The 21,283-nt window shown below is 71.2% G+C and carries 23 protein-coding genes and 2 pseudogenes; 9 read left to right on the top strand and 16 right to left on the bottom strand.

The window, feature by feature from the left end:
- Positions 1–15 precede the first annotated feature (15 nt).
- A pseudogene (locus I6J71_RS47925) lies at positions 16–123 on the top strand (hypothetical protein); the annotation flags it as partial.
- Between the two features lie 470 nt (positions 124–593).
- Here I6J71_RS47925 and I6J71_RS47920 read toward each other — a convergent pair.
- Together I6J71_RS47920 and I6J71_RS47915 are read right to left on the bottom strand one after the other, a co-directional pair.
- Positions 594–854 (bottom strand): hypothetical protein, encoded by a 261-nt coding sequence (locus I6J71_RS47920; protein ID WP_239154610.1) that lies wholly within the window; start codon positions 852–854, stop codon positions 594–596.
- Entirely contained in the window at positions 851–1,534 is a 684-nt protein-coding gene (locus I6J71_RS47915; protein ID WP_239154608.1) for a hypothetical protein, read from the bottom strand. The genes I6J71_RS47920 and I6J71_RS47915 overlap by 4 nt, the downstream gene beginning before the upstream one ends.
- 246 nt (positions 1,535–1,780) lie before the next feature.
- Here I6J71_RS47915 and I6J71_RS10310 point away from each other — a divergent pair, with 246 nt between their 5' ends.
- Both I6J71_RS10310 and I6J71_RS10305 read left to right on the top strand, forming a co-directional pair.
- On the top strand, positions 1,781–2,791 hold the full coding sequence (locus I6J71_RS10310) for an alpha/beta hydrolase (RefSeq protein WP_204094521.1): 1,011 nt from the start codon (positions 1,781–1,783) through the stop codon (positions 2,789–2,791).
- 25 nt (positions 2,792–2,816) lie between these two features.
- Positions 2,817–3,086 (top strand): DUF6510 family protein, encoded by a 270-nt coding sequence (locus I6J71_RS10305; protein ID WP_204094520.1) that lies wholly within the window; start codon positions 2,817–2,819, stop codon positions 3,084–3,086.
- A 5-nt stretch (positions 3,087–3,091) separates the two neighbouring features.
- On the opposite strand, the gene I6J71_RS10300 is transcribed toward I6J71_RS10305, so the two are convergent.
- The 7 genes from I6J71_RS10300 to I6J71_RS10270 all read right to left on the bottom strand — a co-directional run bounded on the left by I6J71_RS10300 (position 3,092) and on the right by I6J71_RS10270 (position 9,950).
- On the bottom strand, positions 3,092–3,301 hold the full coding sequence (locus I6J71_RS10300) for a DUF2945 domain-containing protein (RefSeq protein WP_204094519.1): 210 nt from the start codon (positions 3,299–3,301) through the stop codon (positions 3,092–3,094).
- 52 nt (positions 3,302–3,353) lie between these two features.
- Positions 3,354–3,845: a MarR family winged helix-turn-helix transcriptional regulator gene (locus I6J71_RS10295; protein WP_204094518.1), complete on the bottom strand. Its 492-nt coding sequence runs from the start codon at positions 3,843–3,845 to the stop codon at positions 3,354–3,356.
- A 70-nt stretch (positions 3,846–3,915) separates the two neighbouring features.
- On the bottom strand, positions 3,916–5,631 hold the full coding sequence (locus tag I6J71_RS10290; protein ID WP_204094517.1) for an APC family permease: 1,716 nt from the start codon (positions 5,629–5,631) through the stop codon (positions 3,916–3,918).
- Between the two features lie 125 nt (positions 5,632–5,756).
- A complete protein-coding gene (locus I6J71_RS10285) occupies positions 5,757–6,437 on the bottom strand; it encodes a haloacid dehalogenase type II (protein WP_204094516.1) in 681 nt (226 codons plus the stop codon).
- Positions 6,438–6,589: 152 nt separating this feature from the next.
- Positions 6,590–7,705 (bottom strand): cytochrome c biogenesis protein/redoxin, encoded by a 1,116-nt coding sequence (locus tag I6J71_RS10280; protein ID WP_239155312.1) that lies wholly within the window; start codon positions 7,703–7,705, stop codon positions 6,590–6,592.
- 80 nt (positions 7,706–7,785) lie between these two features.
- A complete protein-coding gene (locus I6J71_RS10275; RefSeq protein WP_204094514.1) occupies positions 7,786–8,970 on the bottom strand; it encodes an LLM class flavin-dependent oxidoreductase in 1,185 nt (394 codons plus the stop codon).
- 56 nt (positions 8,971–9,026) lie between these two features.
- Positions 9,027–9,950 carry a MerR family transcriptional regulator gene (locus tag I6J71_RS10270; RefSeq protein WP_239154606.1) on the bottom strand — a complete coding sequence of 308 codons (924 nt, stop codon included), beginning with the start codon at positions 9,948–9,950 and terminating at the stop codon, positions 9,027–9,029.
- A 41-nt stretch (positions 9,951–9,991) separates the two neighbouring features.
- On the opposite strand from I6J71_RS10270, the gene I6J71_RS10265 reads away from it, so the two are divergent.
- Both I6J71_RS10265 and I6J71_RS47910 read left to right on the top strand, forming a co-directional pair.
- The gene (locus tag I6J71_RS10265) at positions 9,992–10,717 is read left to right on the top strand and encodes a maleylpyruvate isomerase family mycothiol-dependent enzyme (RefSeq protein ID WP_204094513.1); all 726 of its coding nucleotides are present in this window, start codon (positions 9,992–9,994) and stop codon (positions 10,715–10,717) included.
- Positions 10,718–10,838: 121 nt separating this feature from the next.
- Positions 10,839–11,390, top strand: a pseudogene (locus I6J71_RS47910) (DUF6000 family protein).
- Between the two features lie 132 nt (positions 11,391–11,522).
- Here I6J71_RS47910 and I6J71_RS10250 read toward each other — a convergent pair.
- From I6J71_RS10250 to I6J71_RS10235, 4 genes are all read right to left on the bottom strand, one after another.
- Positions 11,523–12,113, bottom strand: a complete 591-nt coding sequence (locus tag I6J71_RS10250) for a hypothetical protein (protein ID WP_204094510.1) — start codon at positions 12,111–12,113, stop codon at positions 11,523–11,525.
- Entirely contained in the window at positions 12,100–12,504 is a 405-nt protein-coding gene (locus I6J71_RS10245) for a hypothetical protein (RefSeq protein ID WP_204094509.1), read from the bottom strand. Before I6J71_RS10245 ends, I6J71_RS10250 begins: the two co-directional genes overlap by 14 nt.
- A gap of 92 nt (positions 12,505–12,596) precedes the next feature.
- Positions 12,597–13,037: a nuclear transport factor 2 family protein gene (locus I6J71_RS10240; RefSeq protein WP_204094508.1), complete on the bottom strand. Its 441-nt coding sequence runs from the start codon at positions 13,035–13,037 to the stop codon at positions 12,597–12,599.
- A 1-nt stretch (position 13,038) separates the two neighbouring features.
- On the bottom strand, positions 13,039–13,923 hold the full coding sequence (locus tag I6J71_RS10235) for a TIGR03619 family F420-dependent LLM class oxidoreductase (protein ID WP_204094507.1): 885 nt from the start codon (positions 13,921–13,923) through the stop codon (positions 13,039–13,041).
- A gap of 155 nt (positions 13,924–14,078) precedes the next feature.
- On the opposite strand from I6J71_RS10235, the gene I6J71_RS10230 reads away from it, so the two are divergent.
- The gene (locus I6J71_RS10230) at positions 14,079–14,930 is read left to right on the top strand and encodes a hypothetical protein (protein ID WP_204094506.1); all 852 of its coding nucleotides are present in this window, start codon (positions 14,079–14,081) and stop codon (positions 14,928–14,930) included.
- Between the two features lie 84 nt (positions 14,931–15,014).
- Here I6J71_RS10230 and I6J71_RS10225 read toward each other — a convergent pair whose 3' ends face one another.
- The gene (locus I6J71_RS10225) at positions 15,015–15,818 is read right to left on the bottom strand and encodes an Fpg/Nei family DNA glycosylase (protein WP_204094505.1); all 804 of its coding nucleotides are present in this window, start codon (positions 15,816–15,818) and stop codon (positions 15,015–15,017) included.
- A complete protein-coding gene (locus I6J71_RS10220; protein ID WP_204094504.1) occupies positions 15,818–16,291 on the bottom strand; it encodes a ribose-5-phosphate isomerase in 474 nt (157 codons plus the stop codon). Before I6J71_RS10220 ends, I6J71_RS10225 begins: the two co-directional genes overlap by 1 nt.
- 45 nt (positions 16,292–16,336) lie before the next feature.
- Between I6J71_RS10220 and I6J71_RS10215 the strand changes: the two genes are divergently transcribed.
- Both I6J71_RS10215 and I6J71_RS10210 read left to right on the top strand, forming a co-directional pair.
- Positions 16,337–17,083 (top strand): 2-phosphosulfolactate phosphatase, encoded by a 747-nt coding sequence (locus tag I6J71_RS10215; protein ID WP_204094503.1) that lies wholly within the window; start codon positions 16,337–16,339, stop codon positions 17,081–17,083.
- On the top strand, positions 17,080–17,883 hold the full coding sequence (locus tag I6J71_RS10210) for an MBL fold metallo-hydrolase (RefSeq protein WP_204094502.1): 804 nt from the start codon (positions 17,080–17,082) through the stop codon (positions 17,881–17,883). The genes I6J71_RS10215 and I6J71_RS10210 overlap by 4 nt, the downstream gene beginning before the upstream one ends.
- Before the next feature lie 6 nt (positions 17,884–17,889).
- Here the strand turns inward: I6J71_RS10210 and I6J71_RS10205 are convergent, their stop codons facing one another.
- Positions 17,890–18,510: a DsbA family protein gene (locus tag I6J71_RS10205; RefSeq protein WP_204094501.1), complete on the bottom strand. Its 621-nt coding sequence runs from the start codon at positions 18,508–18,510 to the stop codon at positions 17,890–17,892.
- 195 nt (positions 18,511–18,705) lie between these two features.
- Between I6J71_RS10205 and pepN the strand changes: the two genes are divergently transcribed.
- A complete protein-coding gene (pepN, locus tag I6J71_RS10200) occupies positions 18,706–21,270 on the top strand; it encodes an aminopeptidase N (protein WP_204094500.1) in 2,565 nt (854 codons plus the stop codon).
- The last annotated feature ends 13 nt before the right edge of the window (positions 21,271–21,283 follow it).

Raw genomic sequence — 21,283 nt, 5'->3', positions numbered from 1 at the left:
AACTCCTCGCCACCGGTGAACCCGCCGGCGACGCGACCCGGCGCGCTGACCGCTCACGAAACCCGCATCGCCCGCCTGGCCGCCGACGGCCACACCAACCACGAGGTCGCCGCCCGGCTCGTGCTCAACCCGCGCACGGTGGAATGGCACCTGAGCCGCGCCAAACTCGACGTGACTTCGAGAGGGCGCCTGGGCCCGCGTTGGCGGGCGGCTGAGCCATCGCGCGCCGAGCCGGTCAGCACCGGAGCCCCGACCGGCCAACGCACCTGGTTCACGCCGCCGGAGCGATTCGCCGCGGCTCGGCCGCCGCCGAGGCGCGGCGGCCGGTGGGCACGCCGCTCGCTGCCGGAGCGCCCCGCCCCGAGAAGCCGCTCCGGAGTTTCTCTGAAACAACTGCGGGTGCGGTGCGTCGGCCCCTCTCTCGGCCGGTGTCCCGACCCGCGAGGGTTGGCGATCGCGGCTCATTCCTCCTTGACCACCACGCCACCGCGGCAGTTCAGCCACCGGCCGGCAGCACGAGCCGGCTCTGCCGGAGCCGTCCCGTCAGGTTCGCGTCCCGGGTCTGGGGCCGTTCCCGGACCCGGGAAGCGGGATCACCGTTCCTGCCTCGAGGTCAGCAGGACCGGGAGCACGTCGTCGCTCGCCCAGCCCCAGGCGGCCGTCACGACGTTCCAGGCGCCGCAGGGCAAGCACCTGGCGGCGAAGCGCGTGGCGGAGGCGTTGCGGTGCACGAAGGTCTGCTCGGTGGCGTGCCGGCAGACCGAGCACGGAGCAACCTGCGTCCACTGTGTGTGCAGCGGGATGGCGATCTCCGGAGTGCGGCGGTCGGGGTCGCTGCCGGCCGCGGCGGTCATCGCGGGGTCCTGTCAGCGGCGTGGGCCATCTCCCGCGCGAACGCCTGCAGCAGCGCGGCCGCGTAAGTGCGGTAGGGCGCCCACGCCAGGCCGATCACGTCGACGGGACCGGCCCAGATGTCCGAGACGACCTGGGCGAGTGCGGGGTCGTCGACGGGCAGCACGTCGGGACGGCCGAGGCGGCGGATCAGGAACAGGTCGGCCACGCGGCGCGGAAACCCATAGCCGGCGAGGAGTTCACGGACCTGGCGGTCGTTGCGGCCCGCCACGGTGGCCAGGTCCACCTCGCCCGAGAGCTGAGCGTGGCCGAGCCGCACGACGCGGGCGGCGTCGTCGGCGGGCAGGCCAAGAGCCGTCAGCCGCCGGACCCCGAGGGCGACGATCCGCGCCGCCGAGGGGTGGCCGCGCGTGGCGCGGCGGAGGCTGGCGTACAGGATCGACGTCGGCGGCGCGTGCAGCGGGCGGAGCGTGACGTACCGGACCACCGCGGCGAAGTGGTCACCCCGGCCGGCTTCTTCGCGGCGCCCGAACGGGTCCGGGTGGCCGAACCGCTCAACGAGCGACCGCAGCACCGGATCGGTCTGCGCAAGGTGCCCGTAGGCGTGGTCCGCCTCCGTGACGGCGTCGTCGCCCAGGACCGGGATGTCCCGGGCGTGCAAGGCAAATTGAACCACTGTCATGGGACAACACCTGCTCACCCCGTCGTCGGCGCCTGGCCCCGGGTCCGTTCCCGCGGCCTGGTGTGCGCCGGTTGCCTCACTCCAGTGAGCCCCACACCCGCCCCCGGCCGGACCCGTGGCACCCCCGGGTGCCCGGGACCCGGGCCGGCGCCCGACGCCCGGGTGCGAGCCCGGGGCTTCGACAGGTGTTCGGCCGCGGTCGCTCTGGCATCGTCGACACGTTCGTAACAGGGAAGGAGCACGCGCATGCCCGAGGTCGTCCTGGAGCCGGAGGCCGAGGCCGTGGCCGCCGCCGCGTCGGCACCACCGTTCCTGTTCGAGCTGGGGCCGAAGGCCGCCCGAAAGGTGCTGGTCGACTTGCAGTCGGGGCCGATCGCGAAACCCGAGGTGGCCGAGCAGTGGGTGACCGTGCCCGCCGCGGCCGGCGACGTGCGGGTGCGGCTCGTCCGGCCCGCGGGCGCGACCGGCGCCCTGCCCGTCGTCGTGTACCTGCACGGTGGCGGCTGGATCCTCGGCAACGCGCTCACCCACGACCGGCTCGTGCGCGAACTCGCGACCGGCGCCCGTGCGACCATCGCGTTCGTGGAGTACACGCACTCACCCGAAGTGCGCTACCCCGTGGCCCTCGAGCAGGGTTACGCGACGGCGCAGTGGATCACGGCCCACGGCGCGGAACACGGGCTCGACGCGGCCCGCCTCGCCGTCGCCGGCGACTCTGCGGGCGGCGCACTGGCCACCGCGCTCACCCTGCTCGCCAAGGACCGCGGCGACGTCCACTTCGTCCACCAATCGCTGTACTACCCGGTCACCGACGCCGCGATGGACACCGGTTCCTACGCCGAATTCGCGACGGGCTTTTCCCTCACCCGCGAGGCGATGGAGTGGTTCTGGGACGCCTACGCGCCCGGCGCCGCCCAGCGCGCCGACATCACGGCCTCGCCCAACCGGGCGACGCGCGACCAGCTCGCGGGCCTGCCGCCGGCGTTCGTGCTCGTCGCCGAGGCCGACGTGCTGCGTGACGAAGGCGAGTCCTACGCCGCGAACCTGCGCGCGGCCGGCGTCCGCACCACCACCGTCCGCTACGCCGGCGTCATCCACGACTTCATGGTGCTCAATTCCCTGGCCGGCACCCGCGCCTGCCGTGGCGCGGTCGCCCAGGCGGCCGCCGTGCTGCGGGAAGCGCTCGGCACCGGGCTCCCGAAACCCGCTGACACCCGGCTTTTCAACCGGTCCCCACCGCGGGTCCGCCGGGTGTAGCTTCCGGTCAACCCGAAGGGACGTGATGGCCATGCTCGACGGCAACGCGATCGCCGGCACGCTCCGCACCGTCTTCGGCGACGAGGTGACCGCCGCCGACGGTACTTGCGCCCACTGCGGCGCGACCGGGCCGCTGGCCGAAGTCCACGTCTACGTCGACGCGCCCGGCATCGTGGGCCGCTGCAGCCACTGCGAAGGCGTGCTGATGGTCATCGTGGACAAGCGCGGGGTGTCCTGTGTGGATGTTTCGGGGTTCTCCGCGCTGAGCCTGCCCGGCACCGTCACGCTGGGCTGACCGGGTCAGGCCGGGTGGATCTTGTCCGGGTGGTGCACCGCCGTCCGGCCGGTCTTCTCGCTGCGGACCAGGTACTGCGGGGCGTCCGGCGATGCCTTGACGTGCCCGCCGCCCGCCTCCGTCTCGGTCGTGAGCACGTCCTCGACGGTGCCGACCGAGCTTTCGTTGCCCGCGTCCCACCGGACGCGGTCGCCTTTGCGGAACTCCTTCGTCATGCGCGCGGATACCCTCGCGGCGCCGCGATCACACACGTTCCACAGTAGACGGTCAGCCCCAGATGCCCTCCGGCGTCGTGGCCGCCGGGGGTTCGCCGCCGGCCTCGGTGAACGCCGTGAGGGCCTCCACCAGGCCGCGGCGGTGCTCCTCGGGCATCTTGGCGACGATCTTCGCGATCTGGCGCCGGCGCCGGGCGGTGACCTGCCGGACGACGCGGGCGCCCTCCTCGGTCACGGCCAGCACGATCTCGCGGCGCGACACCGTGCTGTGCTGCCGGTGCACCAGTCCCGCCGCGACGAGCCGGTCGACCATCCTGCTGGCCGTCGACGGGGTCACGCCCAGGTGGTCGGCGAGCACGGCGTGTTTGAGCGGTCCCCGGGTGTGCAGCACGACGAGCATCCGGAACTGCGCCAACGTCACGCGATCGCCCACCGCGGCGATGGAGCGGACCGAAACGCCCACGAGCAACCGGGACGCGGTCAGGACGGCGTCGGTGAGGGTGTCGACGTCGGCGGAGCCGCTCGCCGGTCTCGGACGGGTCATGGTTGTCCAGTTTGCCCCACAACCGCGGGAACTGGCCCCGCAGGGCACGGGGCCAGTTCCCGGGGAGAGGTCAGGGCAGAGCTGCCTCGCCCGCGGCGTCGTCGTCCTCGCGGTGCTCCGCCAGGATCTCCTCGACGCGCTCCTGGGGCAGTGCGCTGTTCAGAGCGAGCGCCATGACGATCACCGTCAGCACGAGCGACGCGAGCGCACCCAGGTTGAAGTCGAGCACCGAGAGGTTGCCGGCGTGCTTGTCTGCCTCCGGGTAGTTGCCGAGGTAGCTGATCAGGGCCAGGCCGGCGAACCACACCAGCACCCACCAGCCGTGGCGGAAGTCCATCCGCGGCGTGCGGCCCTTGCCCAGCGCCTGGTTGAGCGCCATCAGCACGTAGCCGAACACGATCACCACGAACAGCTTCCAGTTCGTGTCCCAGCCGGTCCAGTAGATGATCAGGTTGGTGGAGAACAGCGCGAGGAACGCGATGACCCCCGCCCAGCCGCGGCCGAGCCGGAATGGGCGCACCTGGTTCGGGAGCTGGCGGCGCATCGCGAGCAGCACCAGCGGGCCCGAGCCGAACGAGAGCACCGTGCTGTTCGTGACGAACGAGACGAGCTGGCTCCAGCCCGGGAACGGCAGGAAGAAGAAGCAGCCGACGATGAACGCGAGGATGAGGCTCACCCACGGCACCCCGGTCTTGTTCACCTTCGCCAGGCCGGACGGCGCGTTGCGGTTGCGGCCCATCGCGTAGGAGATGCGGGCCGTGACGCCGGTGTAGATGAGGCCGGTGTCCCCGGGCGAGATGATCGCGTCGGCGTAGAGCAACGCGGCCAGCCAGCCGATGCCGAGCACGCCCGCGATCGCCGCGAGGGGCCCGAAAGTGGCGAGCACGTCGCCACCGGTGCTGAAGTTCGTGCCGACGTTCACCCAGCCCTGCTTCGCGACCGCGTCCGACGGGACGGCGCCGATGAAAGCGATCTGCAGCAGCACGTACAGCACGCCGGTGAGCACGACGGAGCCGATGAGGGTGAGCGGCACATTGCGCTTCGGGTTCGACGTCTCCCCCGCCAGCTCGACGCCTTGCCGGAACCCGAAGAACGAGAAGGCGATGCCGGCGCTGGCGACGGCGGAGAAGATGCCGTGCACGCCATACGGTGCGAAGCCACCGTAGGAGCTGAAGTGGCTGCCGTCGAACGCGGTGAAGAGGAAGACGACGATCACCAGCGCGATGATCGCGAGCTTCCACCACACCAGCACGTTGTTGATCCGCGCGAACCAGCGCACACCGAAGAAGTTCACCAGCACGAACACGGCGAGCAGTGCGATGCAGATCCCCGTGCCGGCGGGCGTGAGCACGGCGTTCTTGTCGGCGTCGAGCCGTTCCAGCCACGGCAGGTAGTTGGTGGCGTACTGCACCACCGCGAGCACCTCGATCGGCGACACCGCCGCGGCGGCGATCCAGGTGACCCAGCCCATCGAGAAGCTGGCGAACGACCCGAAGGAGTAGTGCGGGAACCGCGCCACCCCACCCGAGTGCGGGAACATCGTGCCGAGCTCGGCGTAGGTCATCCCGATCAGGACGAACATCACCGCGCCGATGCCCCACGAGACGATCGCCGCCGGTCCGGCGAGCTCCGCCGCGTCGAGCGCCCCGAACAGCCACCCGGACCCGATCACCGACCCGACCGCAGTGAACAGCAGCCCGATCGGCCCGAAGTGCTTCTTGAGCCGCTTGTCGTCGCCCGCCGCCCCTGCCCGTGCGGGCGGTGCGGTTCCGGCGTCCACTCCCATGTGTTGCCTCCTGCCGTGCTGATTCCGACGGGCAGCTACCCCATCAGGTGACAGTGAAACACACGGATGCCAGATTGTTACCACCTACAACAGTTGTTGGTGAGGTCACCACTGGTCGAAGCGTTCTAACCGGGCAACGCAGCCGCGAGTCCGGCCAAGGACGTGACCACCACGTCCGGCGGTGCGCCGTCCGGTTCGAACGGACGGCCACCGCGGTCGACCCACGCCGCCCGGAGGCCGGCGGCCTCGGCGCCGATGCTGTCGAACGCATTGCTGGTGACCAGCCGCACCTCCTGCGGCGAGCGGCCGAGGCGCCGCGCTGCGTGGTGGTACACCTCGGGCGCGGGCTTGAACGTGCGGACCTCGTGCACGCTGATCACCTCCGTCAAGTACTCGGCCAGCCCCGTCCGGCGCAGGACGGCGGCGAGCATGTCCGGGGTGCCGTTCGACAGTACGGCCAGCGCGTGGCCCCGGCCGCGCAGCTCCTCCATCGCCGGCGCCGCGTCGGGGTACGCGGCCAAGTGCTCGTACTCGGCGGCGAGCGCGTCCTGGTCGCGGGAGCCGAGTGGCTGCCCCGCCGTCGCGAGCGCGAAGCCGAGCGCGCGGCGCGTGCACCACGCGAAGTCTTCGTAGCGGCCCATGGCCGCGAGCCGGAAGCTCACCTCGAGTTGCTTGCGCCGCCACACTTCCGCGACCGCGGCGGCGTCGCAGTCCGGCGCGTAACCGCGAATCCGATCCGCCATGGCGAGGGGGTCGACGAGCGTGCCGTACACGTCGAAGGCGAGCGCTTCCCTGGTCGTCGTCATACCCCTCACGATCGCACGGGAACAGTTCAGCCGGGAACGAATGATTCACCCGTCCGGGAGTTTCCGCGCAGACGCTAAAGATTCGGAAACACCTTCTCGGCCGCGATCGTGGTTACGCTTCGGAAATCCCTTCGCCCGCCACAGAAAGCACCTCATGCCCTCACGTGAACTCCTGGGCGGACGTGCCCGCTCGCGTCCGAGAGGTACTCGGCGGGCCACGACTGGTTCTGGAACGCGTTCCACGTGGCGTAGTCGTTGTCGATCGCCACGGGGTAGGTGATGTGCTGGCGCGAAACGCTGTCCGCGACGTTCGCGGCCACGTGCTCGAACGCGTACTCCGGCGTGTGCACGCCGACGATCTCGAGTCCGAGGTCGTGGTAACGCCGGTACCACGCCTCGACGTGCGGGATCGCGCGCTGGCAGTTGATGCAGGAGTAGGCCCAGAAGTCGTAGAGGACCACTTTCCCTTGCAGCGCGGGCGGTTGGCCCCCGCTCGTGTTGAACCACCGGCTGATCCCGGCGAGCTGCGGTGTGGTGCCGCAGTCCCGCAGCTCGCCGGACGGGTCACACGGCTGCAGGCCGCGCTCCGCGCCCAGCGCCTGGTTGAGGCCGGCGGTGTAGTCGGGGACGGCGCGTTGCAGCACGTCGGTGACGTTGAAGGTGAGCGCCACCGCCAGCCCGATCACCACGATCCCCGCTGCGAAGCGAACCTGGCGCTGCCGGTCGCGGAACGCCTTCACGTGCTCGGCCACGCGGTTGCCCGCGAGCGCGAAGAACAGCAGCGGAACCGCCGTGCCGACGGCGAACGCGATCGTGAGCGCGATCGTCGACGGACCGATCTCGTGCGTCGCCCCGGCGACGGTGATGGCGGCGAGCACGGGCCCGGCGCACGGCACGTACACCGTCCCGAGCGCGAGCCCCAGCACGAACGCGCCGCGGTCGCCGGGCACGGACTTGCGGCCGAGCCGGACGAACGGGCGTTCCAGGAGGTCCTGCACCCGCGGGAACATCATCGCGATCCCGAGCACCACGAGAACCACGAGCCCGGCCCAGCGCACCACGTCACCGGGCAGGTGCAGGGCGGCGAGCACGAGTGTGCCGAGCAGCGTGACGACGCTGAAGCTCAGCGCCAGCCCCGCGACGATGAGGAATGGCCGCCGGCGCGTCGGTGCCGCGCCGGCGCCGCCCGTCATGAACAGGACCGGCAGCACCGGCAGCACGCACGGGGAAATACCCGTGATCAGTCCGCCGACCAGGCCGATCAGCACCAACGTGATCAGGGTGACCTCTTCCGTCGCGGCCAGCCTAGGCCGGGCCGGGGCCCCGGAGACGCGGCGGCGAGGGCAGGTCAGGGATTCGTAACACTCCTGCGCAGCCCGGCCTCTTCCAGCAGTGGCACGATCTCCGTGCCGAAGTACGCGAGTTCGGGCTGGTAGTCGTAGAAGGTGAGCTGGACGCCGTCGATGCCCGTTTCGTGCAGGCGGCGCAGCTTGTCCGTGACCTCCTCCGGCGAGCCCACGATGTGCAGGTGCCCGCCGACGGCGCGGCCCCGCGCCGAGTGCTCGAGCCACGACTGGCTGTCGCCCGCGCTGTGGCGATCGGTGAACGCGCCGATCGCGCCGAGGTCCGCGTGGTCCATGATCGCCTGGTAACGCGCGTGCGCCTCGGCGTGCGTGGGCGCGGACACGACGGTCGGGTTGATCAGTACCCGCACTTCGCGCCCGACTTCGCGCGCGGCCTGCTTGACCTTGGCGACGTGGTCGGGCAGGGCTTCGAGCGCGCGGTCGATGTCCTCGCCGGCGGGGCTCGAGATGAACACGAGGTCGGAGTTCTTGCCCGCGTAAGCGAATCCCGCCGGCGAGCCGCTGGCGGACACGAGGATCGGCCGCCCGTACTTCGGCAGCGGTGACGCGTAGGCCTCCTGCAGCGCGTAGTGGTCGCCGTGGAACGTCAGGTTGTCCTCGCCCGCCCAGAGGTCCTTGCAGACGGCGATGAACTCGTCGGCCATCGCGTAGCGCTTGTCGTGCTCGGGGCGCAGCTGGCCGAACATCGCGGGTTCGGTGTCGGCGTACCCGGTGACGATGTTCGCGCCGAAGCGGCCACCGGAGACGTGGTCGGCGGTGGCGAGGAACTTCGCCAGGTGCAACGGGTGCCAGGGGCCGTAGAGCACGTGCACCGTGCCCAGCAACAGGATCGACTCCGTGGCCGACGCGAGCGCGATCGCCGAGACGAACGGGTCGAGGAAGTTCTCGCGGTAGTGCGTTTCGCCGCCGAACCCGCCCTTGGGCAGCCACTGGGACAACCCGAAGGCGATGTCGAACCCGAACTTCTCCGCCTGCTGCGTCAACGTGCGGTTGTAGTCGAACGTCCAGTCCGTCCCCCGCGGCAATGTCGACTGCGACCACCCACCCGTCTGCAACGGCAGGAACACGCCCAGCAACAACGGCTGCCGCAGCTTCCGGCTCAACGGGCTGTCCGGGAAGTCCTGCGGTTGCGCGGGCACCACCAACCGGGCCCGATCGCGTACGGACATCGTGCGACTCCTTGTCCCTCTTCTCCGTCCGCGACAGTAGGTTGGACGTCAGACGTCTAGCGACTATGTCCAAGATCTGGGACCGGCTGGGACGTCGAGCGGTGGAGCGCGTCAAGCAGCCACGTGTGCGTGACTCCCATCGGGGCCGGTTCACCGGTGATCGTCCCGGCGAGGTGCCAATACCGCCGCACGCGCGGATCCCGGTCCGGGGCCGTGCGGTGGTTCAGCGCGCGGCGGAAGGCAGGCGAGTCCGCAGCACCGAGGGCGGAGGCGTGCGCCGCGACGAAGCGGTCCAGAGCGGCGCCCGGCACGGGCGGCGAGCCGGCGGCCACGTCGGCGAACGCCAGGGCACACGCGTCCGCCACCTCGGCGTGCAGTGCGGCCAGGTCCCGGATCCGTTCGTGATCGACCAGCGTGCTCGACCGCAGCGAACGGACGAAGGACTGGTCCGTCGCCAGCAGGACCAACTCGGCGTAGGCCACAACCTGTTCCGGCGTCGGCACTTCCGGCGGCTCCGGCGCGCTGATCGTCAGGAACATCTCGGCCGTGTGCGCGGGGATCGGCGCCATCGTCATCGGTCGCCACAGGCGGACGAGGACATCGCGCGCGGCGAACCCGTCGGAGACCGCGGACAGGACCTCCAGGCGGTCCGGCCCCGACTCCACGGCGCGCAGCACCGAGCGCCGCCACGCCAGCGTCGCGACCTCGCGGTCCAGCGAAGCGCGCTCGGCGGCCACGGCGTCGTCCAGGGAGCGGCGGCCGGAGAGGACGTCGGTGATGGACCCCAGGCCCAGGCCGAGGCTGCGCATGCGGCGGACGAGCGTGAGCCGGTCGACGGCCGACGCGTCGAAGCGGCGGTGGCCACCCGTGCTGCGGGTGGGTTCGAGCAGGCCCTCGTCGCAGTAGAAGCGGATCGTGCGCACGGGCACGCCGGTGCGCCGCGCCAGGTCGCCGATCCCCAGTGTGTCCCCGGTCACCATCGGTAGAACCTCCAGCCGGATGGAGTTCCTACGGTACGGCCATGGACACCACGCACCCAGCCGACGCCCTCCTGCGCCACACAGCCGCGCTCGCGAAAGCCGCGGCCGGCGGCGACCCCGAAGCCCGCGTCCCCACCTGTCCCGACTGGCCGCTGCGCGTGCTCGTCGGCCACGTCGGCCAGGCGCACCGCTGGGCCGCGAGCACCGTCCGCGGCGAGCCGTCGCCGGTGCCCGACCCCCTCGACGCCGACCCGGGCGAGCCGGCCGGCTGGCCCGAGTGGCTCCACGCCGGCGCGGCGGGCCTGATCTCCGCCGTGTCCGCCAGCGACAGTCCCGTGTGGACGTTCTTCGGCGACGGCCCCGCGACGTTCTGGTTGCGCCGCATGCTCAACGACACCATCGTCCACCACGCCGACGCCGCGGGCGACGCCTTCGAAGTCGAGCCGGGCCTCGCGGAGGACGTGATCACCGAGTGGCTCGAACTGCTGGCCGACCCCGTGACACAAACGCTGCGCCCCGACCTCGCCGCCCTGCGCGGTACCGGTCAGACCCTGCAGCTGAGCCCGGCCGAAACCGAAGGCTGGCACCTCACCCGCACCCGCGAAGGCATCACGTGGTCCCGCCGAACCGCCCTGGCCGACGCGACCCTCGCCGGCCCGCTGCGCGACCTGCTGCTCGTCGTCACCCGGCGCCGGCCCGCTGCCGACATCACCACCACCGGCGACCGCAGCCTCGTCGACCACTGGCTGGCGCACACGCGAGCTTAGGCCCGGCAGTCGCCTTGCTACCGTCCTCCGGGTGCGCGGCCACAGAAACGACCCGGCTCTGGGCGTCGTCGTCGAGCGGTACGTGACCCCGGGCCGACGGCACTTGCACTTGGGTGGGCACATGCTGGACTTCGAGCCCGCGGTGCGCGCCGAGTTCGGCCGGTCGCCGGCCGAAGACGCCCTGCGCATCACCGATGACGACCTCGAAACGCTGTTCGGCGACGAGTAGCGGGCGCGGCGCACGGCGGCCTGGCTCGTCGCCCTGCCGTGCCGGGACGCGCACCGCGCCCGCCTACGCGAACTGCTCCTGGCCAGCGAAGTCGTCCACGCCGGAAAGAGCTACTGCCTCGCGCTCGCGCGTTTCGGCACGGAGCCCGACGCGCTGATCCTCGTCGAGTACCTCCGCTCCTACCTCCCTCGGGCCGACATCGGCGACCAGCCGGAAGCCATGGGCGCGCTCGCCTACCTGGACCGCTTGCTGGGGACGAACCACGCCGCCGAGTTCCTCGGCCCCGACGGCCCCTGGCTGCACTGGGCGCAAGAACGCGTTCCCTGGCTCCTCGGCCCTGACGGCGAACGGGGCCTCCTCTTCGACCAGTACGAAAACATCGCAGCGCAGTGCGCCTTCGCCGACGAATGTCTGGCACTGGTGGAGCAGCCACCGACGGAGTGAACCTCAGCGCAGGCGGATTCGCCGGTTCGGCTGTCCACCCATGTCCATCTTCGCGCGGATCACCCAGGTGTTCCTCGTGGTCGCCGGTATCGGGATGTTCGTGCCGCAACTGCCGTACGCAGGGCGGTAGCGTCAGAGGTCGGCGACCACCGCGTGCAGCGCCAGCAGCGCGGGCACCGTGGCGGGTGCGCGGTGGCCGAAGCCGCACTCCGTGGCGACGCCGGAGCTGTCCACAGCGGACAGTGCGGCGGTGATCCGGCCCGTGGCGCCCGCAGCGCCGTCGGTCGAGTGGATCAGGCCCAGGTACAGTTCCGTGGCCGGCGGCAGGGCCAACGTCCGCAGGGGTTCGAAGTACTCCACGTCCGTCCGGCCGGGAGGCACCGGCAGGTGGAGCCACCCGAGCGGCCGTGAGAGCCGCGCGGCCAAGGCGTTGGCGACGGCGACCGGGTGCGACGTGTCCTTCGGCTCCACGAAGTGCTCGTGCCCGCTGTCGCCGTGGCACAGGTGGTAGCCGAGCTCCACATCGGACGGTACGGCGTCGCCAACACGCGTCAGGAGATCGAGAAACCATCCGCAGAGATCCGGGATCATCCCGAACTCGACCGCGGTGTCCCACCGGATCGAGAGGTCGTCGGCGGGGATGGCGTCGGTGATGAGTTCCAGTTCGCGCAGCAGAGCGGTTTCGTAAGCGGGCTCGACGGCCGCCCGGTCACGGGTGTCCACGTGCGACCGGATCGGCGCCACGGGCGTGGGCAGGCTGACCTGGAACCGGATGTCCGGCAGCACGCCCGCGGCCCGCAGCCCGCCGGAAGACCACCCACGACGACAGCGCGGCCGCCGCGTACCCCAACGCCCCGAACCGCACGGCCGACGGGTCGCCCGCAAGCCGGTACTTCGGCGTGGTGCGGTACTCGCCGCGGCCGGCGTCGTCGGCGAGAAGGCCCTGGGTCCTCGCGAACACGCCCGCCTGCCAGCACGTCCGGTTCGCGCGCGCACCCGTCTCACCGTCCGTCACGCGCCGCACGTGGCGGCCGACCGACGCGGTGACCACGCGGAACACCTCCTCGGCGTCGCCGAGGGGCACGCTGCCGACGAGGTGCACGCCACGATTCATGCGGCACACGGTAAGGCCGCGGCAACGCCGGCCGGCGCGCGAAGAACCAACAGTGGCCGGTCAGACGGCCCGCACAGGTGAGATCGGGCGGCTCAGACCTGGCGCGCCGTCGCCATCGCGCGCTCGGTCTCCCAGAACGCGCGCATCGACGTGATCGACCCGTCCTCACCCACCCGGTAGACGAACACCCCGTCGGTGTCGACGCGGTAGCCGCCCGGCAGGAAGGTGGTGATGGTGCCGACGTTGGCACACTCCGAGCCTGCCGCGAACGAGTCGCGGATGACGAACTCGAAGCGCTCCACGTGCGCGATCGTCAGGTCCCAGAACGCGCCGATGCCTTCACGCCCGTGGTGGCCCTTGCCCTGCTCGTCGAACATCGACGGGCCCACCGGGTCCTCGACCACAGCGTCCGGCGCGAACAACGCGAGCCAGCCGTCCTTGTCCCCGCCCGCGACGGCCGTCATCGAGCGGAACGCGGCCAGGCGCGCCGGCGACTGCTCCGCGTCGGCGTCCCAGCTGACCTCGACCCCCATGTCATTCCCCCGCTTCGCCGAACTTCGCGATGACCTCGTCGCCGAACTTGCGGATCGCGTCGACCTTCGGACCGACGGCCGCGTCGAACCCGAGGCCCTCGAACACCCACGGCATCGTGATCGCGTCCGTCACGCCGACCTCGGCCTGCTGCCGGAAACCCTCGAGCCCGAACCGGTCGACGCACACCGCCTGGAACTCGAACGGGTCGTTCTCGCGCCCGCGCTCGGCGAGCAGTTCCTTGAGCCGTTTGATCGTGTCGCGCAGCTGGTCGAGCGTCATCATCGCCGACGACCAGCCGTCGCCCACGCGCGCGGCCCGGCGCAGCGCGACGTCGGTGTGGCCGCCGATGTAGAACGGCACGCGGTTCGGCGGCGTGGGGCTCATGCGCAGCTTGTCGAAGTCGAAGAACTCGCCGTGGTACTCGACCATTCCGCCGCCGAGGATCAGGCGCAGCACGTCGATGGCCTCGTCGAAGCGCTTGCCACGACGCTCATACGGCGTGCCGCACCACTCGAACTCCTCCGGTGACCAGCCGATGCCCAGGCCGAGCCCGAACCGGCCGCCCGTGAGCGCCGCGACCGAGTTCACCTGCCGCGCGAGCAGCACCGGGTTGCGCGAACCGAGCTTGAGCACCGAGGTGTAGAACTCGAGCCGCTCGGTCACCGCACCCATCGACGCCGCCGCGACCAGCGGGTCGACCCACGGGGTCTCCTCGTTCCAGAACCGGCTGCCGTCGGGGGTGTACAGGTAGTCCGCGGACACCTGCTCGGAGTAGAAGAGCGAATCCGGCAGGACGATCGAGGAGAACCCGGATTCCTCGGCCGCGCGGGCGAGCTCGCCCAGCTGATCGAGGGGGTTCATCGCGATCGACAGGGAGAACTTCATGACCGAACTATAACGTGTTCTAACTTTACCCGGCCAGCCGCCGTGCGGAGGGTGCTCCGCATCACCTCCCGGGAACCCACAGCGTACTGTCCGCGTTGTCCGGTTCAAGAGGCGGTCGCGCGACCGCCGCGACAGCTCACCACGTGGAGTGACCCATGGGCACCGCGATCCTGTTGATCGTGCTCGTCGTCGTGATCGTCGGGGGCGGGCTGTACTTCGCCCGGTCGCAGGCCGCTTCGCGGCAGCGGCAGCTCGACGACGCCAAGGCCGACGCGCGCCGTCTCGTCGAGCGCCTCGGCGGGCAGGTCCTCAACCTCACCGGCACCGACACGGCTTCCCAGCAGGCGATGGCCGACGCCAGCGAACGCTACAACGCCGCCGGCTCGCAGCTCGAGCAGGCGAAGACCGTGGAGCAGGCCCGGCTCGTGAAGGAGACCGCCCTCGAAGGCCTGTACTACGTCCGCGCCGCGCGCACCGCGATGGGACTGGACCCGGGCCCGATGCTGCCGGAGGAGGCCGAGCGCGAGCGCGCCGGCAAGGTGACCGAACACCGCAAGGTCGACGTCGAAGGCCAGCGCTACGAAGCCTCGCCCGACCCCGGTGACCAGACGCCCTACTACTACCCCGGCGGCCGCGTGGCCGGTCGCCCGGTGCCGCAGGGCTGGTACAGCGAGCCGTGGTGGAAGCCCGCGCTCGTCGCCGGCGCGTGGGGCCTGGGCTCGGTGTTCCTGTTCAGCGCCCTGTTCGACGGCATGAGCGGCATCGCGAGTGCCTCGGCCTGGGAGTCGGGCTACGACGCGGGCCAGGCCGACGCCCTGGAGTCCGGCGACTACGGCGACGGCGGCGGTGACGGTGGCGACGGCGGCTTCGACGGAGGCGGCGACGGCGGCGGATTCGATGGCGGCCAGGACTTCGGCGGCTTCGACGGTGGGGGGTTCGACGGCGGCGGCTTCAACGGAGGCGGCTTCAACGGAGGCGGCTTCGACGGCGGCGGGTTCGACTTCTGACCGGCACGCAGAGGGCCTTGCGGGACATCCGTTCCGCAAGGCCCTCTTGCTGTGTCCACATCGGACGAACGGGCTATCGGGCGCTCAGCCCGGCTGGCAGGTCGGGCACCAGTACAGGTTGCGGCCCACCAGTTCCCGGTGCGCGACCGGCGTCCCGCACACCAAGCACGGCAGGCCGGCCCTGCGGTAGACGTAGACCTCGCCGCCGTGGCGGTCTTCGCGCGGCGCGCGGCCCATGGCGGCCGGCAGGTGTTCCGGGGCGACCGTGTCGATGCGACCCACGCGCACACCCGCGCGCATGAGCGTCACCAGATCGGCCCACATCTCGTCCCACAGGCCGCGGTCGAGCGCGCGGCCCGGGATCAGCGGGGCGACACCATGGCGGAACAGCACTTCCGCGCGGTACACGTTCCCGACCCCGGCCAGAACGTCTTGATTCATCAGCAAAGCAGCCACCGACGTGCGCGAACGCGAAATCCGCTCCCACGCCTGCTCGGGCCGGGCGTCGCGGCGCAGCGGATCCGGGCCGAGGCGGGCCTTGATGGCGTCGACCTGCGCGGCGTCGAGCAGTTCGCAGCGCGTCGGGCCGCGCAGGTCCGCCCAGTGCGTGCGGCCGGCCAGGCGCATCCGCACCTGGCCCACCGGCTCGGCCGCGGGCAGCGGCGATTCGCTGAACGTGCCGTACAGGCCGAGGTGGACGTGCACCGTCCCGAGTGGACCGTAGTCGTGGAACAGGTGCTTGCCGTACGCCTCGGCCGAGTGCAGCACCTGCCCGTCCAATCGCGACGCTTCGGCGGCGAAGCGGCCCTGCGGGCTGGCGACGGGCGCACCGGCGTAGCGGCGTTTGTGCAGACGGGCGAGGCGGTGGAGCGTGTGCCCCTCGGGCATCAGGCCTCCGGCAGCGGCGGCGGGGTGCCGGTGCGCTCGTAGTCGAGCAGCTGCTGGACGCGGCGGGCGTGGCGCTCGTCCGGCGACGGCGGCGTGGCCAGGAACGCCTCGACGATCGCGGTCGCCTGCTCGGCGGTGTGCATCCGGGCGCCGACGCCGAGGAGCTGGGCGTGGTTGTGCTCGCGGCACAGCTTCGCCGTTTCGACGCTCCAGCCGAGGCCCGCGCGGGCACCCGGCACCTTGTTGGCGGCGATCTGCTCGCCGTTGCCGGAACCGCCGATCACGAGACCGAGGCTGCCTTCGTCGGCGACGACGCGGCGCGCCGTCTCGACGCAGTAGGCGGGGTAGTCGTCGCCCGGGTCGTAGGTGTGCGGACCGACGTCGACGACCTCGTGGCCCTGCGCACCGAGGTGGCTGGCCAAGTGGTTCTTCAGCTCGAAACCGGCGTGATCGGATCCCAAGTAGACGCGCACAGCCCGGAGTCTGCCACCCCGGGGCAGCCCGGGCATGATCTGGGGGTGGACACGTGGGAGCAACCGGGCCGCGACGTGCGGCTCGAATGGGGTGGTGAGGGCGTCGCGGCGCTCGGCCGCGCGTGTGCCGTGCTCGTGGTCGTCGACGTGCTTTCCTTCAGCACCACCACGGATCTCGTGACGGCGCGCGGTGGCCGCGTGCTGCCCGTGCGGTGGCGCGACGAGCGCGGAATCGCCGAAGCACGCGCCGCGGGCGCCACGATCGCGGGCGAGGGCGAGTGGACGCTGCGGCCCTCGTCTGTGAGGGAAATCCCTACCGGGACAGTGCTCGCGCTGCCCTCCCCCAACGGCGCGACGCTGTGCGCGGCCGCCGCCGCGACCGGCGCGCACGTGCTCGCCGGCTGCCTGCGCAATGCGTCCGCGGTGGCGGCGAAAGCGCTCGAACTGGCCGACGGCCGCCCGATCGGGCTCATCCCCGGTGGCGAGCGCTGGGGCATCGACCTGCTCGGCGACGGCCGGGAGTCCGGCCCGCTGCGCCCGTGCGTGGAAGACCAGCTGGGCGCCGGCGCGATCGCCGCCGCGCTGGCCGGGCAAGGCCGCACGCTCTCGGCGGAAGCGGCGCTCGCGGCGGCGGCCTGCACCGCCGCGGACGTGGCGGAGGCGCTGCGCACCTGCTCGTCCGGCCGCGAACTGGCGGCGGCGGGACACCCGGACGACGTAGCACTGGCGGCTGAAGAGAACGTCAGCACCGCCGCGCCGGTGCTGCGAGCCGGACTGCTGGAGGCACGATGACCTGGACCGAGGTGGCCGACCGCGTGTACGCACGCCGTTACGACGAGCTCGACCTCACCACGGGTCTCGTGCTCGGCACCGAGCGCTGCCTGGTGGTCGACACCCGCGGCGACGCCGACCAGGGCGCGGAACTCGCCGCGGCCGTCCGCGAGCTCACGGACCTGCCGTGGAGCGTCGTCTACACGCACGCGCACTTCGACCACGCTTTCGGCACCACGGCGTTCCTGCCGTGCGACGTCTGGGCGCAGGAGCGCTGCCTCAGCGAACTGGTGCACCACGGCGAAGCCGCGAAAGCCGGGTGGAGCGAAAAGTACCGCAGGGCGGGCAAACCGGAGATCGCCGACGCGATCGCGCGCACCGGCATCATGGCACCCGACCGGCTCGTCACCGACCGCGCCGGCATCGACCTCGGCGGCCGCACGGTCGAACTCGTGCACCCGGGTCCCGCGCACACCGACCACGACCTGGTCGTGCACGTGCCCGACGCGCGGGTCGTCTTCGCCGGCGACGTGGTGGAGCACGGACCGGACGGGTTCACGGAGTATTCGTTCAGCGACGAGACGCACCTCGCAGACTGGCCCGGTGCCCTCGACGCGATCCTCGCGTTCGATCCGGTGATCGTGGTGCCAGGCCACGGGGAGCCCGTGGGCCCCGCGTTCCTGCGCGAGCACCGCGACGGGCTGCGCCGCCTCATCGAGCTCAAGGCCACCGTGGCAGCCGGGGCCACCGGGGTGGACGAGGCCGTCGCGGCCTCGCCCTACCCCGCCGACGTCACCCGGGCCGCGTTCGCGACCTCCTGACGAACGTCAGTTGAAGTTCAGTTCACCCGTCCGGGTGCGCTTCAGCTCGAAGAAGTCCGGGTAGCTCGCCATCGCGACGGCGCCGTCGAACACCTTGAGAGCGTCCTCGCCGCGCGGGATCGAGCTGAGCACCGGGCCGAAGAACGCGACGCCGTCGATGTGGATCGTCGGCGTGCCGACGTCCATGCCCACCGGGTCCATGCCCTCGTGGTGGCTCTTCTTCAATGCCTCGTCGTACTCGGCCGAGTCGGCGGCGGCGATCAGCTCGGCGGGAGCGCCGACGGCTTCGAGGGCCTCCTTGAGCACGACGTCGAAGTCCTTGTTGCCCTCGTTGTGGTAACGCGTGCCGAACTCCGTGTAGAAGTCGCGCAGCGCCTCTTCACCCTTCGCGGCGGCCAGCGCGGTGGCCACGCGGACCGGGCGCCAGCCCTTGTCCATCAGTTCCTGGTAGCGCTCCGGCAGCTCTTCCCGGCCCGAGTTCAGCACGGACAGACTCATGATCCGGAAGCGCAGGTCCAGGTCCCGGTGCTTCTCGACCTCGAGGATCCACCGCGAGGTGATCCACGCGAACGGACAGATCGGGTCGAAGTAGAAGTCCACCTTGGTGGGCTGGGACACAGCGGTCATCTCTCGAACTCCTCGGGGAGATTTCGACGTCGGGTGTGGCGTAGCAGAGGGGGGTCACCCCCACACTGGCAGCCAACGGCATCACGGGCACGCTTGTTCCCCGTCGCCTGTTCCCCGTCGCCCCAGTGGCGGTTCGCATGATTGGATGCTCGACAGCCCGAAAGCCACAACCGGAATCGAAGACCAGAGGTGCCCGTGCCCGCCCCCAACCTGACTCGTGACGAAGCCAAGCAGCGCTCCGGCCTGCTGGATGTCGCGTCGTACGACATCGAGCTGGACCTGACCGACGGACACGGCCGTCCCGGGGAGAAGACCTTCCTCTCCACCACCACCGTGCGGTTCTCCGCCGGGCGGCCGGGCGAGTCGTCGTGGATCGACCTCATCGCCGAGGGCGTCCGCTCCGCCGTGCTCAACGGAACCGAACTCGACGTGAGCGCCTACGTCGAAGACAAGGGCATCGCGCTGCCCGGGCTCGCGGCCGAGAACGAACTCGTGGTGACCGCCGACTGCCGCTACACGAACACCGGCGAGGGCCTGCACCGCTTCGTCGACCCGGTCGACAACGGCGTCTACCTCTACACCCAGTTCGAGACGGCCGACGCCAAGCGCATGTTCGCGTGCTTCGACCAGCCCGACCTCAAATCGGTGTACAAACTCGTGGTCCACGCGCCGCGCGACTGGAAGATCGTGTCCAACGCGCTGATCGAGTCCGCAGAGGACTCCGCCGACGGCGCTCGCGTGACGAACTTCGCCGTGTCCGAACGGATCTCCACCTACCTGGTGGCGCTGATCGCCGGCCCGTACGCCGAGTGGCGCGACGAGTTCTCCGACGCGCACCGCACCATCCCGCTGGGCATCTACTGCCGGGCGTCGCTCGCGGAGCACATGGACGCCGACCGGCTGTTCGCCGAGACGAAACAGGGTTTCGGGTTCTTCCACGAGAAGTTCGGCACGCCCTACCCGTTCTCGAAGTACGACCAGCTGTTCGTGCCCGAGTTCAACGCGGGCGCCATGGAAAACGCCGGCGCGGTCACCTTCCTCGAGGACTACGTGTTCCGCAGCCGCGTCACGCGCTACGCCTACGAGCGGCGCGCCGAAACGCTGCTGCACGAGATGGCGCACATGTGGTTCGGCGACCTGGTCACCATGCGCTGGTGGGACGACCTGTGGCTCAACGAGTCGTTCGCGACGTTCGCGAGCGTGTTCGCCCAGGCCGAGGCCACCGAGTACAAGAACGCGTGGACCAGCTTCGCGAACATCGAGAAGTCGTGGGCCTACCGCCAGGACCAGCTGCCGTCCACGCACCCGATCGCTGCCGACATCGTCGACCTGCACGCGGTCGAGGTGAACTTCGACGGCATCACCTACGCCAAGGGCGCGAGCGTGCTCAAGCAGCTCGTCGCCTACGTCGGCATCGACCACTTCCTCGACGGGCTCAAGGTCTACTTCGGAAAGCACGCGTGGGGCAATGCCACGCTGGCCGACCTGCTGGCCGCTTTGGAGGAGGCGTCCGGGCGCGACCTGTCGTGGTGGAGCGCCGAGTGGCTCGAGACCACCGGTCTCAACTCGCTCAGCCCCCGCTACGAGGTCGGCTCCGACGGCACGTTCACCTCGTTCGCCCTGGTGCAGACGGGCGCCAAGCCGGGTGCCGGCGAGCTGCGCACGCACCGGGTCGCAGTCGGCGTGTACGACGACGAAGCCGGCAAGATCGTGCGCACCGAGAGGGTGGAGCTCGACGTCACCGGTGAGCGCACCGAGGTGCCGCAGCTGGTCGGCAAGCCCGCGGGCAAGCTCGTGCTCGTCAACGACGACGACCTCACCTACTGCACGATGCGCCTCGACCCGGCGTCGCTGACCACGCTGATCGACCGGATCGCCGACATCGTCGAGCCGCTGCCCCGCACGCTGTGCTGGTCGGCCGCCTGGGAGATGACGCGCGAGGCCGAGCTCAAGGCGCGCGACTTCGTGACGCTGGTGGCGCGCGGCATCCACGCGGAGAGCGAGGTCGGCGTGGTGCAGCGGCTGCTGCTGCAGGCGCAGACCGCGCTCAACTCCTACGCCGAGCGCAAGTGGGCCACCGAGCAGGGTTGGCCGTCGTTCAGCGGGCGGCTGCTGGAGCTCGCACAGCAGGCCGAAGCCGGCTCCGACCACCAGCTGGCGTTCGTGAACTCGCTCGCGGGCGGCGTCCTCGACGACGCCACGCTGGCCGTGATCGCCGGCTGGCTCGACGGTTCCGCGCCCCTGCCGGGCCTCACCGTCGACACCGACCTGCGCTGGCGGCTGCTGCAGGCGCTCGTGGCGCACGGCAAGGCCGGCACCACCGAGATCGACGCCGAGCAGGCGAAGGACGACACGGCCGCGGGCCGCCGGCAGGCGGAGCGCTCACGCGCCCTGCAGCCGACCGCCGAGGCCAAGGCCGACACCTGGCAGCGCGCGATCTACGACGACGAAATCCCCAACGCGGTCAGCGACGCGCTCATCTCGGGCTTCTCGCACCCAGGCCAGAAGGAGCTGCTCGCCGAGTACGTCGAGCGCTACTTCGAGGTCATCGACGAGGTGTGGGCGCGCCGCTCGAGCGAGCGCGCGCAGCCGACCGTGATCGGCCTGTACCCGTCGTGGGCCGTCGAGCCGGCCACGGTGACAGCGTCCGACGCGTGGCTCGCGGGCGAGCACCCGGCCGCGCTGCGCCGCCTCGTCTCCGAAGGTCGAGCCGGCATCGTGCGGGCACTCGCGGCGCGGGAGTTCGACAGTCAGGCGTGACGCGACCGGGCGG

It is taken from the genome of Amycolatopsis sp. FDAARGOS 1241 (assembly GCF_016889705.1).
GTDB lineage: Bacteria > Actinomycetota > Actinomycetes > Mycobacteriales > Pseudonocardiaceae > Amycolatopsis.
The sequence above is the reverse complement of the archived record's forward strand: the minus strand, read 5'-3'. Positions and strand labels throughout refer to the sequence as shown.

Excerpts from the sequence above, each read along its gene's own strand:
- I6J71_RS47920 (WP_239154610.1), bottom strand. The coding sequence starts at position 854 with ATGACCGCCGCGGCCGGCAGCGACCCCGACCGCCGCACTCCGGAGATC.
- I6J71_RS47915 (WP_239154608.1), bottom strand. The coding sequence starts at position 1,534 with ATGACAGTGGTTCAATTTGCCTTGCACGCCCGGGACATCCCGGTCCTG.
- I6J71_RS10310 (WP_204094521.1), top strand. The coding sequence starts at position 1,781 with ATGCCCGAGGTCGTCCTGGAGCCGGAGGCCGAGGCCGTGGCCGCCGCC.
- I6J71_RS10305 (WP_204094520.1), top strand. The coding sequence starts at position 2,817 with ATGGCCATGCTCGACGGCAACGCGATCGCCGGCACGCTCCGCACCGTC.
- I6J71_RS10300 (WP_204094519.1), bottom strand. The coding sequence starts at position 3,301 with ATGACGAAGGAGTTCCGCAAAGGCGACCGCGTCCGGTGGGACGCGGGC.
- I6J71_RS10295 (WP_204094518.1), bottom strand. The coding sequence starts at position 3,845 with ATGACCCGTCCGAGACCGGCGAGCGGCTCCGCCGACGTCGACACCCTC.
- I6J71_RS10290 (WP_204094517.1), bottom strand. The coding sequence starts at position 5,631 with ATGGGAGTGGACGCCGGAACCGCACCGCCCGCACGGGCAGGGGCGGCG.
- I6J71_RS10285 (WP_204094516.1), bottom strand. The coding sequence starts at position 6,437 with ATGACGACGACCAGGGAAGCGCTCGCCTTCGACGTGTACGGCACGCTC.
- I6J71_RS10275 (WP_204094514.1), bottom strand. The coding sequence starts at position 8,970 with ATGTCCGTACGCGATCGGGCCCGGTTGGTGGTGCCCGCGCAACCGCAG.
- I6J71_RS10270 (WP_239154606.1), bottom strand. The coding sequence starts at position 9,950 with ATGGTGACCGGGGACACACTGGGGATCGGCGACCTGGCGCGGCGCACC.
- I6J71_RS10265 (WP_204094513.1), top strand. The coding sequence starts at position 9,992 with ATGGACACCACGCACCCAGCCGACGCCCTCCTGCGCCACACAGCCGCG.
- I6J71_RS10245 (WP_204094509.1), bottom strand. The coding sequence starts at position 12,504 with ATGAATCGTGGCGTGCACCTCGTCGGCAGCGTGCCCCTCGGCGACGCC.
- I6J71_RS10240 (WP_204094508.1), bottom strand. The coding sequence starts at position 13,037 with ATGGGGGTCGAGGTCAGCTGGGACGCCGACGCGGAGCAGTCGCCGGCG.
- I6J71_RS10235 (WP_204094507.1), bottom strand. The coding sequence starts at position 13,923 with ATGAAGTTCTCCCTGTCGATCGCGATGAACCCCCTCGATCAGCTGGGC.
- I6J71_RS10230 (WP_204094506.1), top strand. The coding sequence starts at position 14,079 with ATGGGCACCGCGATCCTGTTGATCGTGCTCGTCGTCGTGATCGTCGGG.
- I6J71_RS10225 (WP_204094505.1), bottom strand. The coding sequence starts at position 15,818 with ATGCCCGAGGGGCACACGCTCCACCGCCTCGCCCGTCTGCACAAACGC.
- I6J71_RS10210 (WP_204094502.1), top strand. The coding sequence starts at position 17,080 with ATGACCTGGACCGAGGTGGCCGACCGCGTGTACGCACGCCGTTACGAC.
- I6J71_RS10205 (WP_204094501.1), bottom strand. The coding sequence starts at position 18,510 with ATGACCGCTGTGTCCCAGCCCACCAAGGTGGACTTCTACTTCGACCCG.